Origin of the sequence: Mycobacterium sp., assembly GCF_035697385.1 — a bacterium.
GTDB lineage: Bacteria > Actinomycetota > Actinomycetes > Mycobacteriales > Mycobacteriaceae > Mycobacterium.
Genome location: NZ_DASSCY010000192.1, coordinates 1 through 14059, shown reverse-complemented (window position 1 = coordinate 14059; position 14059 = coordinate 1). Strand labels below are relative to the sequence as shown.

Sequence of the window (14059 nt, the reverse complement as noted above, 5' to 3'; positions counted from 1 at the left end):
CGCCGGGGCGATCGCCAACACAGCGCGGGCCTCCGCACTGGCGATCCCCAGCGCGAATTGGCTGAAGGTGGCCAGGAAGGTCGGGTAGAACTCGCGCAGCAGCGAGCGCAGCTGGTTGTGCGCCTTGGTGCGTGCCCAGATCGCGTCCTGGTGCGCCCGGGCCAGCACCGCAATGGCCTGGCACAGTTCAGTGTCTGCCGGAAGGCAGCGGTGCAGATGAGCATCAACGCGCAGGATGTTGGCCAGGGTCATCGCATCGGCGTGATCGGACTTCGACCTAGCCACCGAGTGACGCTCGCGGTAGCGGGCCACCGCCAGCGGGTTGATCGCATACACCGCCCGGCCCGTGGCGCGCAGCGCGGCAACCAGCAGCCCGCGCGGTGTCTCGATCGCGACCGGAACCGGGTCCTCCGCGCAATCACCGGCAGCAGTGAGCAATTCGATGAGCTCGGCGAACCCAGTGGGGCCGTCGACGATGCGCTTCTTGGCGACCAGCTGTCCGTCGCTGTCAACGAGGGCGACGTCGTGCTGGGCTTCGGCCCAGTCGATGCCACAGAACATTTTCACGTCTTCCGTACCTCCTGATTGCCGGTTATTGATGCTGGTCACATGACCCTGAGCGGGACGCGCAGCGCTCTACTTACGAGGCTCGATGGCCTTCCCTCCGATGAGCTGTTCGCGATCCCAGCAACCCGCACGGCGTCGGTCTTCGTTGAGAGCTCCACGGCTCGCGAAATCTGAGACGTTGCTTCCGTGCGGGCGGGCTGCAACCACGGGTCAATCCCACCCATGACCTCCTTGCGGCCCCTGCCGCGACACGCACGGTCTTGTCTAAAGATTCAGCGAGCGCCCGAACTGAGCCAGGCGTTTGCCACGGCAGAGGGTGCAAGGGGCGAACGACCATCGGCCCCACCACGCCGGTCTGTAACGGGACCTCGGAGATCTGATAACACTTAGGCATTCAGCCGGCGGGACTGACGGCCGTTCGCAAGTAAGTAGATGACGGTCTCGCAGATGACACTGACGAGCAGCGAGGAGTCCCGCCAGCATCGCTTGCACTGGCTCGCCGAACAGGTCATGAACTGGTCGGGCGTGCCGGTCATCCACGTCAGGCCGACGGTGTTTCTGGACAATCCGATTTTCACCTGGCTGGCGGCGGCGTCTCTGCGTGAGCGAAACGTCTTGGGTCTGCCATTCGGGGCCGGCCGGACGTCACCGATCGCCGTCAGCGACGTCGCCCGAGTGGTCTCAACGGTTCTGCTGGATCCAGTGGGCCGCATCGGCGACGTCTACGAGTTGACCGGTCCGGTGAGCCTCGATATCGACGGATTGGCCGCGCAATACGCTCGTGCGCTGAGCCGTCCGATAACCGGCGCGGACATCCCGCACGACACCTGGGTCGAGGAGGTTCTCAAGCCCCTCGGTTTACCTGCGCATGTTCAGCAGCACCTCGCCACGATGGCGCAACTACATCGTGCGGGCCGCTACGACCGAGCCACCAAAGACGTCGAAAAAGTGACGGGCACACCGGCTTTGACGGTCGAGCAGTACATCACCACGCAACTGCAGCTATTCACCTAGCGCGGCCTTAGTCCTCCTTGCGAATCAACCGCTGCAGCGCCTCGCGGTCGGACGCCAGCAGCTCGTCGATGCGGGGCTGGTTCACATCGCCGACGATGATCTCGCCCACCTCCTGGTAGACGTCGCGGAAGATGCCGTGGGACTTCATCTTCTCGGTCTGATAGATGTTGTCCTCGGTGGGCGTCACGTAGTACACGATCTCAGCCTTGAAGCGGTGAATCAGCCAGACGTGGATCAAGTCCATCAGGCGCTTCTGGCGCAGTTTCTCGGCGAACGTGTTCTGGTCACGCACCGTGAGAATGCTGCGGCCGTGCCGATCCTTGATCGGATCGACGACGACGTTGGCGAGCATCTCCTCGTCGCCGCCTTCGGAGTAAATGCCCAGCTCGAGCACGTCGGAGCCGGCCCGGCGCGGCCGGAGCTGCACGCGCAGCTTCTCGCCGAGCTGATAATGGTCGCTCCACAGCGCCAGCCATTCCTCCAGCAGCTTCTTGGGCACCTCGGTCTGCACGAGATGCTGATGCTGCGTGGATCCTTCGCCCATCGCCTTGGTGGTCGCCGTGCGCCCGGACGAGGCGGCCAGCGCGGCGTCGCTTCGCGGTCCGCCGACGAGGGTTTGCGGTGTGCGGTAGGGAGATTCGACGAGTCGCATCTTGCGTTGCAGGCGCGCGAGCGCCAGCATGCCCTCCTGTCGCAGCGAAGTAGCGAACTCCTCGCAGGCGACGCCGTCGACCTGGTGCCCGCCGTAGGTGATGAAGTTGAAGACGAACCCCATCTTGCCGAGTTCCTCAGGGAACGCCCGCATCTCGTCGTCGGTCATGCCGGTGGTATCCCAGTTGAACGAGGGGGACAGGTTGTAGGCCAGCATCTGGTCAGGGAACTCGGCGTGGATCGCGTCGGCGAACTGCCGCGCGTCGGCGAGGTCCGCGGTCTTCGTCTCCATCCAGAGGATGTCAGCGAACGGCGCAGCGGCCAGCGACTTGGCGATCGCGTACGGAATACCGCCGCGGATCTGGTAATAACCCTCAGGTGTCTTGGCGCGCTCGCAGTCCCATGCGACGTCGGCGCCCAACTCCTTCGCCTTCTCCCGCGCGGAGTAGAGCGGTGCCCGCGCGGCGAACTTCCGCCAATCTGCGGCGCTCATCTCGGCCGGCTCGCCCTCCCGTTCGCGGAAGTCGAGCAGATCCCCGACGGCCTCGCCATAGGTCTGCAGGCCCGCGTCGACCTGCCAGACGTCGACGAACTGCGACTCGACCTTGTCGAACAGGGCGTCGACTGATTCATCGGCGCCGTCCTGCCACGCCTTGGCGGCCTCGGCAATCGCGTTCTGGATGCCATGGCGTTGCAGCCAGGCGTCGGCAGCGGCGTACTCGCCCTCGGGAAGTGCGTAGAGAAGATGTCCCCGTAGGTCCGTGACTCCCGAGTCGTGGAACCGTCGCATCATTGCCAGGAAGCAGGCCTTGTACGACGGGATCTTGAGGTTGGTGACGCCGAGGAGGAACGGCTGGTCGCGCTCGTCGGCGCGGCTCTCGAGCAGGTTGGCGGCCTCGGCATCCGTGCGCGCCACGATGATGCCCGGCACCCGCATGATGTCGAGCTGGAAGCGGGCGGTGTTGAGGCGCTTGATCTGTTCGTCCGACGGCACCAGAACTTTGCCGCCCTGATGCCCGCACTTCTTCGTACCGGGACGTTGGTCCTCGATGTGGTATCCCGGCACGCCGGACTCAACGAAACGCCGGATCAGGTTGCGCACGTGGGGATCACCGCCGTGGCCGGTGTCGGCGTCGGCGATGATGAACGGACGATAGTCATAGGCCGGGGTCGCGGCACGTTGCTCATCGGTCATGCGCAGGCGCAGGTATTGCTGATTGCGGTCGGCGGTGAGAAGCGCGCGCACTAGTCCGGCGGCCTCGTCGGGCACCTGGCTCAAGGGGTAGCTGGCCAGATCGGGTCCTGGATCCTCGCTGATAGACCCCTTCGCCGAGGTCGCCCAGCCGCCGAGATAGATACCTTCGATCCCCATGCGCTTCATCACCACGGCCTGGCCCGGCGAATAGGGGCCGAATGTGGTGATGCTTTTCTTCTGGGCGAAGAGCTCGCGCAGGCGGGGGTAGAACGCCGTCGCCGCCTCACGGGCGACGGTGTAATCCGCGGGGATGGTGCCGCGCTGCTCTACAACTTGACGGGCCGTATAGAGGCGAATGATCCCGTCGAACCGCGGACTGTCGAAGTATCGCTGCGTGGCGGCGATGTCCCGCTCGAAGGGTGTTTGGGGCGCTGCATCTGCTTCGATGATGGCCATAAATTCACAGTACGGCGATGGTCACGCTGACAAGTGCGGAATCACCCGTGGTTTGACAGCGGGGATGACTCATGGTTCTCGACTCGCCGGGAAGCCACTGCTCAGTGACCCAGGGACCCTGCCGAGCGAGCTCACGCGAGGTTCTTGTCGAGTTCCTGCTGCGGCCTGCCGTCAATCGGTAGCTTTCCGCCACGGCGCGAAGGGGTTGGCCGAGTCGCGCAAGGCCGAACGCAGCTGCGGAAAATGCCGCAGCAACACCGAGGTCATCCCGTTCTCGACGATCCAGCGGTAGCCCGTCGGGCTGTACACCTCTGGCGTGAAATCGTCGGTGAGGAACCGATCGCTGTTGAGTCGCCGCGTTGCCATCAGGATGAAAATGCGAAACGCGGTATCGCTGAAACCGAATCCGGCAGGGCGCTTCTCGGCGAACATGCCGACGATGGTGTCGACGTCCTCGATGTCTCCGTAGAGCTCCTGCAGCGTTTCTTGCATCGCCACATCATCGGTCAGGTCGGCGAAATCCTTCACCGGCAGCAGGTGCAGCTGTCGGCGGAACTCGTTGTATCGGGGCACGCCCAGCTCGCGAGTACGCAGGATGTCGGTGGCAGCGAGGTCGGTGTACTTGCCATCAGGCCGCTGAAACTCCTGCAGGTGTTTGGGAAAGTTCTCCAGCACGATCGCGCCCGGGTGCGACGTACCGAACGTGTAGAACAGGTTCGCCAGATCCGCCTCGGCCAATACCGCCTTGCCGGCCGGGCCGCTCAGTTGGCGCAACGTGAATCGGTCTTCGACGTTGTCGGTCTGCCAGTCCCGGATCTCGTAGTCGTCGGGAATCAGCGGATGCATGCGGTAGACGATCGAGAACTCTTCGGTCAGCGAGTACGGCACCCCGAAGTGGTCCACAGTGCCCCCGGTGATGCCGCTGATCAGGTCGTTGGAGCTGATGCGGCCGAAGGTGTCGCGGATCTTCTGGCCTGCGATCCCGTACCAGTTCGCGCGTAGTGCAGCCACGGTGGTCGGGTGGCTGATGACGCCAGGCGTCCACTCCACCGTGTGGATCTTGGCGACCAACGCGGCCAACACGAGGCGAGCTCGTTGGAACAGCTCTTCGTCCTCCCAATGCGGATTCTCCGCGGCTAGAGCGTCGCAGATGCTGTTGTGCTCGAGGCAGAACAGCACGCCCATCATCGCCAGCCCGGTCCAGAACCCGGGTATCAGTGACGGGTCGACGCTGGGGTCGATATCTGGGTCGGTGAGCAATGTGGGCAGGCGGTCAGACACGTTTAGCTTGCCGCCCTTGCCCGATCGCAGGAGCTTCTGCTGCTCCAGCGAGTCGCCGTAGATCACCGAGCCGTCCCACCATGCGGAGTGCTCGTTGACGAACGTCGGCGGGAATGACTCGTCGTCAGTCCGCGTCGGGTCGGCGATGGTCGCCGGGATCACCAGTTCGGGCTCCGGCCACGCGTCGTCAGGTTCAAGCTCAGGCGTGAAGGCGCGGGTGAAATCCCCATGGCCGTGGCTGATCCAGTCTTTGACCATGAACTGAATCCATGTGGCGGCCAAGGTGTTCAACCCGGTCGCCGGGATGAACTCCTTGCGTGTGAGAACGCGGCGGCTGACAGTGCGGGGATTGGGCGTCATCAGCCGCTCGCCGGTTTCGGGCCAGGCTTTGTCGAGCGGGATGTTGCGGCCGAAGCGGGCGCAGGCCATGCCCATGCGCGGTTCGGATAGGTCGTTGTACGTCCCGTCCGGTTTGCGCGCGGTCAGCACCGCGCTCGTATAAGGATCGATCGGCGGCAGGTTTTGTGCGGGAACCGCGTTGGTGTCGTGCAAGTTCTTCGCGCGCAGCTTGTCCCGCAACCCGATCAGCACCAACAGGCCCAGCGACTTGGGCAGTTTGTCCCAGCCGATCCGGTGGTCGATCGCCTGCGCGGCCGCCATGAAGCCGCGATGCAGCAGCCCGGTTCTGGATTTCTTTGTGGACGTTGCGTTTTCGGTTGTCGACATGGTGTCCTCCTAGGGCGGTGACGGTGCATTTATGAGACTGGGACCAGATCCGCGGCTGCTTGCGACTCAACGTCAGCGAGGATGACGTCGGCGGCCTTTTCGCTGATCATGTAGATGGCGGTGACGATGAAATAGCCTGGGATGCGCGGGAATACAGAGGCGTCGACGATCCGTAGGCCCGAGACGCCGCGCACCCTGAACTTGCTGTCGATCACCGATGGCGGGTCGTCGTCCGGTCCGATCGCGCAGGTGCCGCAGGCGTGGTGCCCCCATGCGTTGTCGCGCACAAACTGCCGGATGTCGTCGTCGGTGGTGACATCGGGGCCCGGCCAGATCTCCTGGCCGCCGCCCCAGGTGGTGAGGCGGTCGGTGAGGCTGCGCGCGAATTTGACTCCGGCTACCACTGCCTCGAGGTCGACGCCGGAGTCGTCGGAGCCCTCCTCGAAGTAGCGGAACCGGATGTCGGGAGGTTCGAACGGGTCGGCCGAGCGCAGCCGGACCGTACCGGCGCGGTTGTTGGTGCGCGCCTTGAGGATCGTCCAGGTAAGCCGGTTCCTCTTGCGCAAGAGATCTTCGGCGTAGCCCACGCGGTAGCCCCGAAAGTCGGCCGGGAGGGTGAACAGGAACAGATCCGGGATGTCCAGCGTGGGTTCGGAGGCCGCGACGACGGCGAGCAGCGCGCCGTTGGTGCCGTACGGGCCCCTGCCGTTTTCCCACTCGGCCAGCCGCGGGTCAGGCTCGCTGTCATCTGGCCTCGGCGGTCGGAAGCGCCCCTTGAGCAGGTCGAGATCCTTTGGCAGATCAGTCACGACGGTCACCTCGTAGCGGTCCTGGAGGTTTTCGCCGACTCGGGGGGAGTCGACGAGGACATCGATTCCGGCGGCACGCAACTCGTCGGCAGGTCCGATCCCGGACAGCTTGAGCAGTTGCGGAGTGTTGAACGCGCCGCCCGCCACGATCACCTCACGGGTGGCGACGGCGACCTGCGCTGGGCCCGGCGTCGTCTCCGTAGCGTGCGGGTCGGCTCGGTACAGATGTGATCCGGTGACAAATTCGACGCCAGTGCAACGCTTTTGTTCGTCAAACACCAACTGAGTCGCGAAGCAACCTGTGAGTATTTGCAGATTCGCATCCGGCGATTCAGCCATCTCGAGCAGCGGCTCACGGGTACCGCGCCGACGGGCGGCTCCCACAGCCAGCGGGATCAGCCAGATGCCCAGTAGCGATCCTTTCTTTTGCACCGCGGCGATGTTGGGGTCGAACCACCGTCGAGACAGCTTCTGCCAAGCTTTGAGTGGGCCGCCCTGCTGCCGGCTCAGTTCCGCTTCGGCAGCTGCCTTGATCGCTTTGACGAGCTGCCGATCCTTCACCACCAGACGGGGATCGGCGATCGACGTCGGCAGCCAGCCGTCGAAGCCGTGGCCGCGAAGGTCGAATACGGCGAACAGGCGGCCAAGGGGGGCGAGCAGCGCTCCGATCCACCTTCGCCGGTAGGTGCAGCGTTCCAGTCGCTCGAAGTACTTGCGCATCGGCGCGGCAGCCCATGACGGGTCTCCGGTGAGGTCGGCGATGGCGTCCCAATCGGAATCATTGGGGCATACGGTGATCATCGCGTTGTGCGCGGTGCACCCGCCGATCGTGGCCGCACGTGGATAAAGCACGCCGCCGCGCGCGGCGTCGTACTTGTCGTCGCTTTGGGCTTGGGTTTCGTCGTCGTAATGCGAGACGAAGAAGTTCCACGACATGTCCGCGGACTCCGAAGCGAAAGCGTGAAACACCGGAACGTCGTAGACCAGGCCGGTGGTCTGCCCGCCGGCCTCGATAACGATGACGCTGTGCCCCGCCGCGGCGAGACGCACCGCGAGCGGCCCGCCGCCGGCGCCGGACCCGACGATGACGTAGTCGGCCGTCGGTGACGAACTCATCGCGAGCGTGCCCGTCGCACCAATAGGTTCAGCAGCACGGCCAACACCACGTTGATGCCAGACGCTGCGACTGCGAGTTTGGCGCCGCGCGAGGGCAGCTCGCCGCGCTTGAGGACCACGACGGCCGCGGCGGTGTCGGCGCCGTGTACGAGCACCGCCTGCCGGACGAGGGGGTCGCGAGGATCGTCGTCGGCGCGCAGCAGCCCGACCCCGAGCAGGATGGTCCGCACGCCGAACAGTCGCAGCCCGTACCCCAGACCTGGACTGGTCCTGGTTTGCACACCGAGGCGCCCGCCCAAGACATCGGGCGCGAACAGCGCCAACGTGCCGTTGACGAGGCGGATCAACCCCAGCGCGATACGAGTCGTACGTCCGGCGCGGCTGGCTAGTGAACTCATGGTGGGCCGACCTTCTGGTAGTTGCTGAGGTGCCCAGTGTGGAGCCGGTGTGAGCCGATGGCGTGAGTAGTCGACTACTTGTCCGTTTGCTGGCCGACTACTCGACCGCGCTGGCTAGGCGCGAAGCGGTTCAGCCTCGGGGGAAACGTCGGGCTGCGACCGGCCGGAGGGGACCATTTGGCGGCGGCGCGATGGCGAACCGGTGAACACAGGTAGTCGAATACTCACGACGCCGCCGCCGGACCAGGCGACTGTACGCAGACGAACGTGTCAAGGAGGAGTTCTGTGGTCGCAAGCCTTGTTCTCGTCGAAGGTGACGACGTCATCGAAGAGGACCTCATGATTCTCCTCACCAGGACCGAAGAGTTCCAGATCGGGCGGGTGGACGGTTTCGGCTTCCTCATCCATTTCGTCACCAGGTCGGAGCGAGATCACGACGCCGCCATCGCGGCGCTGAGCACGGAGGTCCCGAACGTCACGGGGATCCTCACGCACGACACCAAGCATGGCGTCTAGCGGGGCGACGGCGGTGACACACTCATAGGCGTGGCAGTAGAACTTGTCCGCAGCGACCGGATGTTCTCGGGAGTGCCGTATGCCTACGCAGCGACCGAACCTGGGACCGGCCTGATCTTCACCGCCGGTGCGTGTCCGCTCGATGATCAGGGGCGCGTGGTTTCTCCCGGCGATATCGCCGCGCAGATGCGCCGAGCGGTGGCGAATCTGCGGATCGCATTGGAAGAGTGCGGCGCCGGGCTGCGCGACGTGCTCAAGACAACCGTCTATGTTTCCAGCAGCAGTCGGGATGATCTCGTCGTCGCGTGGAATGAGGTCGCCGCCGGATTCGGTGACCACGACCCGCCCAGCACATTGCTTGGCGTGACGGTTCTGGGTTACCCCGACCAGCTTGTGGAGATAGAGGCCGTCGCCGTCGCGCCGGGGTCCTAGGAGGACGCGCGGCCGCGGGCCTGCTCGAGCTCGGAGACAAGCGCATCGACCTCGGCGCGCCGCTCGGCCGGGACCGTCAGCGAGTAGAAGGTGCCGACGTTGACGATCACCTGCAGCAGCTCTTCCTTCTCGCCACCGAAAATCTTTTTGCGGCGGCTGATTTCCTTGATCTGGGTCCCGGAGTACTGGTCCGCCGGATTGCGGCCGCGCGACGACCCGCTCCTGAGCTTCTCGACCCAGTTGCCGTCGACCACGATGCTCTCGCCGTTGATCCCGTCGATGCGAAACACGAGGCGATACTAGCGGGAATTACCGCGAATCCAACCCGACCGGCGCGAATATGGTGGTGCAGATGGAAACCCAGCAGGCACCGTTGGCCAACGTCATCGAACTCGGCGTGCGTGACTTGGCAGCGCAGCGCGACTTCTATCGGAGCTTGGGTTGGCCGCAGCTCGAATCCGACGTGTTCACAGTCTTTGAGTTGCGCGGTGCCGTGCTCGCGCTGTTTCCGGTTGAGCGGCTTGCCGAGGAGTCCCATGTACCAGCCGATTTCAGCAACGACAGTATCCGCTTCAGGATTGCGGTGATCGCCGAGCGCCCAGAAGAGGTCGACGATATCGCCCGTCGGGTCCGTGCGGCGGGAGGAACCGTCACCAGGGAGCCTGGCGACGCGGATTTCTTCGAAGGACGTTCGATGTACTTCTCCGATCCCGAGGGCCACTGCTGGGAAGTCGCCTGGACACCTCCGAACAACCCGATCGTTGCTGCCGCACGTCGCGCGGCGGGACGCTAAGACCCAGCCCACAAGCTGGCTGCGTACCCCTGGCCCGAGGTGCGCGCGGCGGCCTTGGCAGACTGTGCGCATGGCACAGATAACGTTGCGTGGAAATCCGATCAGCACGGTAGGGGAATTGCCTGCGGTTGGATCGCCGGCTCCCGGCTTTGCACTGACCGGCACCGATCTCGGCGCGGTCAGTAGCGAGCAGTTCCGCGACAAGCCCGTCCTGTTGAACATCTTTCCTTCGGTGGATACGCCGGTCTGCGCGACGAGCGTGCGGACCTTCAACGAGCGCGCCGCGGGAAGCGGTGTCTCCGTGCTGTGCGTATCGAAGGATCTGCCGTTCGCGCAGAAGCGGTTCTGCGGTGCGGAGGATATCGAGAACGTCACGACGGCATCGGCGTTTCGCGACAGCTTCGGCGAGGACTATGGCGTCACCATCGCCGACGGTCCGATGGCAGGGCTGCTCGCCCGGGCCATCGTGGTGGTCGGTACCGACGGCAACGTCGCCTACTCAGAACTGGTGCCAGAAATCGCCACTGAGCCCAATTACGATGCGGCGCTGTCGGCACTGAACTCGTCGGCCTAGTTTCGCGGGGCAGCCCGCGCTTACGCCGGCGCTCGAATTGTGACTTAGCCGCAATAGGCGGTTGACCAGCGATGGGTCACCGTTGCGTCACGGTATTGCAACTCATTGGCCTTGTGCCACACGGCAATTAGGGCAATGGCACGATGGTGTTGTACAAGTGATTCTTGTGACTGTTGTGAATCACAGTCAGCACCACGTGTTCGCGCCAGGTCGCAGAGAGTTGGATTTCGGATGAGACGCATCTATGCCGTCGTGATCAGTCTTGCCCTCTTGGCGGTGACGCCTGCTCTCGCGACCGCTTACCCGTACCCACGGCCAGCGGGCAACCAACAGGCGATCGATTACGTGATCGCGCGGGCGCTTGGGCAGCGTGGCGTTCCTTTCTCGTACGGAGGCGGCAACGCGTCAGGGCCGACCCGGGGGAGCGGCACTGCTGCCAACGCAGTCGGATTGGATCCGACTGGCAATGTCGTCGGACTCGACCCAGCCGTCAACGTCGTCGGATTCGACGCGTCCGGTCTCATGGTGTATGCATTCGCAGGCGTCGGCGTCAAACTTCCCCGGTCCTCGGGGGAGCAGTACAAGGTGGGCCAAAAGATCCCACCCGATCAGGCATTGCCCGGCGATCTGATCTTCTACGGCCCCGATGGCAACCAGAGTGTCGCGCTGTTCTTGGGCAACGGACAGATGCTGGAGGCCACCGACCCCGCCGTCACGGTGTCGCCGGTCCGCATGACCAACTTGGCTCCGTACCTGAGCCGAATCATCGCGTGAGACGAGCGCGCCTCACGGTCACCTGATCTGCACAGGCGACCATGAGGCAACGGCTCGTATATCCTTGCGCCGGAGCGGCTTTCGCAGACCCAGCGTGCGACGACCGTCTCAGCTCGGCGGCCCCATGGTGATGGTGCGGACCCGGTTGCGAGTTTCTTCCGCGGCACCGCTATCGAGGCTCGTGCCGACGACCTCGATGAAGGTCCTCGAACCCTCGGGTCGACAGGTGACCAACACCGCAACACCTTCTCCGTTGAGGCTGCCTGCGCCTCCGATGTGAGGATGGGCAGTGAACGTTACCTGTAAGCCGGTCTCGCGGATCGCAAACTCGGCGTCCCGCAAGGCTTCTGCCTGTGTTTTTGCCCGTGTATCTGAACCCACGTGGATAACGGGAGCTGAACCCGCCATGATTGACTCCTATTGCTTGATTGATGACATCCGTGCGCGGGCAACGCGCACGATCTGATCGTCGGTTGCCGTCGCCGCAAATGCATGAGTAGCCGACTACTCGAACTTTCTCGAGAACCGCACGCACGGTCCTCCTGCTACCCGCAACGGTGAAACCGAGCGGGGCCCTTGCTACTTCGCGTCACTGTCGCTCGGTGGGCAGTTGGGGATGCCGGCACGGCACCCCTCGTCAGCTCCACAGGCCGATCTCGTCTTCCTGGGATGGTTCGACATTGTCGCTTGTATGCGGGCACGACTACGTGCGGGGGAGCAGCGAGATTTTCTGCCAGATCTTGTTGGAGAGCTCGGTCGTCAAAGTCTCGATGGTGGCGATGGTCTCGAGCACGACCCCGTCTGAACTGTGCTCGCCGCATAGCGCCGCCGTCTTGGCGGTGAGGCTCAGCATCTCCGAGCAGTAGTCCAGGTAGTGGTAGAGCTGATCCGCGTCCAAGCCGTGCAGGACACTCTCCGCGGTCGCCACATAGGTCGGACTGATCTGCTCGGGATCTTTCGAGAGTTGGTGCATGTCGATGACATGCGCCAGCGAGCGCAGCCGGTGAAGCAATGCCAGGAGTGTCCGTCGCTCGAGGCGTTCGGGAAGGGCCCAGAGGAAGAGCACTGCGATGGCTGCGAACACAAGGTCGTTGATGAAACTCTCGACCAGCCCGACCCAGTCGGCGTTTCGCTCTAACCCCTCGATGATCGCCGCGCGCAGGCTGAAAACCAGCGCTAGAAGCGTGGCCACGATGATCGTGATGCTTGTGGCACGGGCGGCCAGCGTCGTACGTCGCAAGCGAAGGTGTGACTGGCCCGCCTCGGTCTGAACCCGATCCACCAGCTGGCCGAGGTCACGCACGGCCTTGGTCAGTCCGCGCTCGCCGAATCTCGCGTGTACGCGGCGTTCGAGGTGCGCCACAGTGGCCCTGACATGACCAGCGGCTAGCTGGATCTCGTCGCCCGCTGGGCTCGTATGTGCCACGCCATGACTGTAGGGCTAATGACTGTCGCGAAACGCGAAAACTCGGCGTCAGCCGAGGAGGCCAGATCCTCCTCAGGCCACAGGCATCATCCCGACGAGGCTGAGCATCACAACGATGCCTGGCAGCAGGTTGTTCACTTGATGGGCGACGATGCTGGCCAGAAGAGAGTCAGAGTACAAGCGGGCCAGTGCGATTGGGAGGGCCACCACCAGCAGGAGGGGCGTGCGGGTGAATTCCAGATGGGCCAGTGCGAACACCACAGTGGTGATCGCCAAGGTGACCCACCGACCCCAGCGCCAGTCCAACGCTCCCCACAGCAGCCCGCGGTAGATGATCTCTTCGCACGCCGGCACGACGAGTACCACGATAAGGAGCACAACCACCGCCCACAGCCAGGACGCCCGAATGCTGCCGAAGACCTCTGCCGCCGCAGAGCTTGCGTCGGGTCCCACGATCGAGATGTAGAGCATGGAAGCTGGCAGTGTGACAAACAGCCCACCGATGCCGAACAGCAGCCCAATTCCCAACCCTCGCCACGTCCAGTGCATCCGCAAGTCGGTGCGGGGCCCATTGCCGCGCAGCTTCGTGATGAACATGGCCAGCCCTGCGGCGAGTATCGCGGGCAAGGTCACCACCATGGCGATCAACCCGATTGGCAACGAACTGTCACCGCCAAAGAACACGACAAGAGCCACCGAGGCAAGCACGTAGACCACCTCGACCAACACGAAGGCGCCCAAACCCCAACGGTGAGTGCGCTTTACAGGGGCACGGTTGGCACGGCCCTGCACAGTTTCCATGGCCGCCGACCTTACTCCTGGTCAGGGGAATCGTGATCAGTCAGCAGCCGCCGACGCGGACCAACCGCGCCTATCACGACGACGAATGACGGCCCGCCGCACTCGTCAAGCGAGATGCGGCTCCAGCTCGGCCACCAGGTTCGCCTTGCCGCTGAAGCCGATCACGCGGTGGACTTCCTCGCCATCCTTGAAGAGGATCATCGCCGGGATGCCGCGGAAACTGAAGCGTTCCCAGATACCTTCGAACTGGTCGACATCGATCTTGCGGACGACGATCCGTCCGGCCCACTGCTCGGCCAAGCCGGCCAATACCGGCGTCACCATGCGGCACGGCCCGCACCACTCGGCCCAGAAGTCGACCAGCAACGGGACACCCGTCGAACTCTCGGCGCTGATGTCGTCGGGCGTGATCGCGGTCAATTTGTCGCGCGCGGCAAGGTAGGACTGTTTGTCCTTCTCCTCCTGCGCCAGCACATCGCCCGACACCGGCTCGCCCGTCGATCGCACCCAACTGGTGATCTCCTCGAAGC

Annotated in this window: 16 protein-coding genes; 6 read left to right on the top strand and 10 right to left on the bottom strand. The window is 64.2% G+C overall.

Annotated elements, in window-relative coordinates; all coding sequences use genetic code 11:
• On the bottom strand, positions 1-567 hold a 567-nt coding region (locus VFH65_RS15630), incomplete at its 3' end, for an IS110 family transposase (protein ID WP_422656605.1).
• 447 nt (positions 568-1014) lie between these two features.
• Between VFH65_RS15630 and VFH65_RS15625 the strand changes: the two genes are divergently transcribed.
• Complete coding sequence (locus VFH65_RS15625; protein ID WP_353322634.1) at positions 1015-1581, top strand: hypothetical protein; 567 nt, start codon at positions 1015-1017, stop codon at positions 1579-1581.
• 7 nt (positions 1582-1588) lie between these two features.
• Here VFH65_RS15625 and aceA read toward each other — a convergent pair whose 3' ends face one another.
• From aceA to VFH65_RS15605, 4 genes are all read right to left on the bottom strand, one after another.
• Positions 1589-3883 (bottom strand): isocitrate lyase ICL2, encoded by a 2295-nt coding sequence (aceA, locus tag VFH65_RS15620; RefSeq protein ID WP_353322633.1) that lies wholly within the window; start codon positions 3881-3883, stop codon positions 1589-1591.
• A gap of 171 nt (positions 3884-4054) precedes the next feature.
• Positions 4055-5824 (bottom strand): peroxidase family protein, encoded by a 1770-nt coding sequence (locus VFH65_RS15615; protein ID WP_353322635.1) that lies wholly within the window; start codon positions 5822-5824, stop codon positions 4055-4057.
• A gap of 95 nt (positions 5825-5919) precedes the next feature.
• A complete protein-coding gene (locus VFH65_RS15610) occupies positions 5920-7815 on the bottom strand; it encodes a GMC family oxidoreductase (protein ID WP_353322632.1) in 1896 nt (631 codons plus the stop codon).
• Complete coding sequence (locus tag VFH65_RS15605; RefSeq protein WP_353322631.1) at positions 7812-8213, bottom strand: hypothetical protein; 402 nt, start codon at positions 8211-8213, stop codon at positions 7812-7814. The genes VFH65_RS15610 and VFH65_RS15605 overlap by 4 nt, the downstream gene beginning before the upstream one ends.
• Before the next feature lie 285 nt (positions 8214-8498).
• Between VFH65_RS15605 and VFH65_RS15600 the strand changes: the two genes are divergently transcribed.
• Complete coding sequence (locus tag VFH65_RS15600) at positions 8499-8729, top strand: hypothetical protein (protein ID WP_353322630.1); 231 nt, start codon at positions 8499-8501, stop codon at positions 8727-8729.
• A gap of 60 nt (positions 8730-8789) precedes the next feature.
• A complete protein-coding gene (locus VFH65_RS15595) occupies positions 8790-9161 on the top strand; it encodes a RidA family protein (RefSeq protein WP_414688432.1) in 372 nt (123 codons plus the stop codon).
• Here the strand turns inward: VFH65_RS15595 and VFH65_RS15590 are convergent.
• On the bottom strand, positions 9158-9451 hold the full coding sequence (locus tag VFH65_RS15590) for a hypothetical protein (RefSeq protein ID WP_353322627.1): 294 nt from the start codon (positions 9449-9451) through the stop codon (positions 9158-9160). The two genes, VFH65_RS15595 and VFH65_RS15590, sit on opposite strands and share 4 nt — an antisense overlap.
• Positions 9452-9513: 62 nt before the next feature.
• Between VFH65_RS15590 and VFH65_RS15585 the strand changes: the two genes are divergently transcribed.
• The 3 genes from VFH65_RS15585 (at position 9514) to ripD (ending at position 11302) form a co-directional block, all read left to right on the top strand.
• Entirely contained in the window at positions 9514-9954 is a 441-nt protein-coding gene (locus VFH65_RS15585; RefSeq protein WP_353322625.1) for a VOC family protein, read from the top strand.
• Between the two features lie 70 nt (positions 9955-10024).
• Complete coding sequence (gene tpx, locus VFH65_RS15580) at positions 10025-10528, top strand: thiol peroxidase (RefSeq protein WP_353322624.1); 504 nt, start codon at positions 10025-10027, stop codon at positions 10526-10528.
• A gap of 231 nt (positions 10529-10759) precedes the next feature.
• Positions 10760-11302 (top strand): NlpC/P60 family peptidoglycan-binding protein RipD, encoded by a 543-nt coding sequence (ripD, locus tag VFH65_RS15575; protein WP_353322623.1) that lies wholly within the window; start codon positions 10760-10762, stop codon positions 11300-11302.
• A 108-nt stretch (positions 11303-11410) separates the two neighbouring features.
• Here the strand turns inward: ripD and VFH65_RS15570 are convergent, their stop codons facing one another.
• The 4 genes from VFH65_RS15570 to VFH65_RS15555 all read right to left on the bottom strand — a co-directional run.
• Positions 11411-11710 (bottom strand): hypothetical protein, encoded by a 300-nt coding sequence (locus tag VFH65_RS15570; protein WP_353322622.1) that lies wholly within the window; start codon positions 11708-11710, stop codon positions 11411-11413.
• A 295-nt stretch (positions 11711-12005) separates the two neighbouring features.
• Positions 12006-12728: a hypothetical protein gene (locus VFH65_RS15565; RefSeq protein WP_353322621.1), complete on the bottom strand. Its 723-nt coding sequence runs from the start codon at positions 12726-12728 to the stop codon at positions 12006-12008.
• A 72-nt stretch (positions 12729-12800) separates the two neighbouring features.
• Positions 12801-13529, bottom strand: a complete 729-nt coding sequence (locus tag VFH65_RS15560; protein ID WP_353322620.1) for a CPBP family intramembrane glutamic endopeptidase — start codon at positions 13527-13529, stop codon at positions 12801-12803.
• A gap of 105 nt (positions 13530-13634) precedes the next feature.
• The coding region (locus VFH65_RS15555; protein WP_353322618.1) for a thioredoxin family protein at positions 13635-14059 on the bottom strand (425 nt) is incomplete at its 5' end.

What these genes read in the sequence shown, in the direction of transcription:
- VFH65_RS15625 (WP_353322634.1), top strand. Translation starts at nt 1,015, where the DNA reads ATGACACTGACGAGCAGCGAGGAGTCCCGCCAGCATCGCTTGCACTGG.
- aceA (WP_353322633.1), bottom strand. Translation starts at nt 3,883, where the DNA reads ATGGCCATCATCGAAGCAGATGCAGCGCCCCAAACACCCTTCGAGCGG.
- VFH65_RS15615 (WP_353322635.1), bottom strand. Translation starts at nt 5,824, where the DNA reads ATGGCGGCCGCGCAGGCGATCGACCACCGGATCGGCTGGGACAAACTG.
- VFH65_RS15610 (WP_353322632.1), bottom strand. Translation starts at nt 7,815, where the DNA reads ATGAGTTCGTCACCGACGGCCGACTACGTCATCGTCGGGTCCGGCGCC.
- VFH65_RS15605 (WP_353322631.1), bottom strand. Translation starts at nt 8,213, where the DNA reads ATGAGTTCACTAGCCAGCCGCGCCGGACGTACGACTCGTATCGCGCTG.
- VFH65_RS15595 (WP_414688432.1), top strand. Translation starts at nt 8,790, where the DNA reads ATGTTCTCGGGAGTGCCGTATGCCTACGCAGCGACCGAACCTGGGACC.
- VFH65_RS15585 (WP_353322625.1), top strand. Translation starts at nt 9,514, where the DNA reads ATGGAAACCCAGCAGGCACCGTTGGCCAACGTCATCGAACTCGGCGTG.
- tpx (WP_353322624.1), top strand. Translation starts at nt 10,025, where the DNA reads ATGGCACAGATAACGTTGCGTGGAAATCCGATCAGCACGGTAGGGGAA.
- ripD (WP_353322623.1), top strand. Translation starts at nt 10,760, where the DNA reads ATGAGACGCATCTATGCCGTCGTGATCAGTCTTGCCCTCTTGGCGGTG.
- VFH65_RS15570 (WP_353322622.1), bottom strand. Translation starts at nt 11,710, where the DNA reads ATGGCGGGTTCAGCTCCCGTTATCCACGTGGGTTCAGATACACGGGCA.
- VFH65_RS15560 (WP_353322620.1), bottom strand. Translation starts at nt 13,529, where the DNA reads ATGGAAACTGTGCAGGGCCGTGCCAACCGTGCCCCTGTAAAGCGCACT.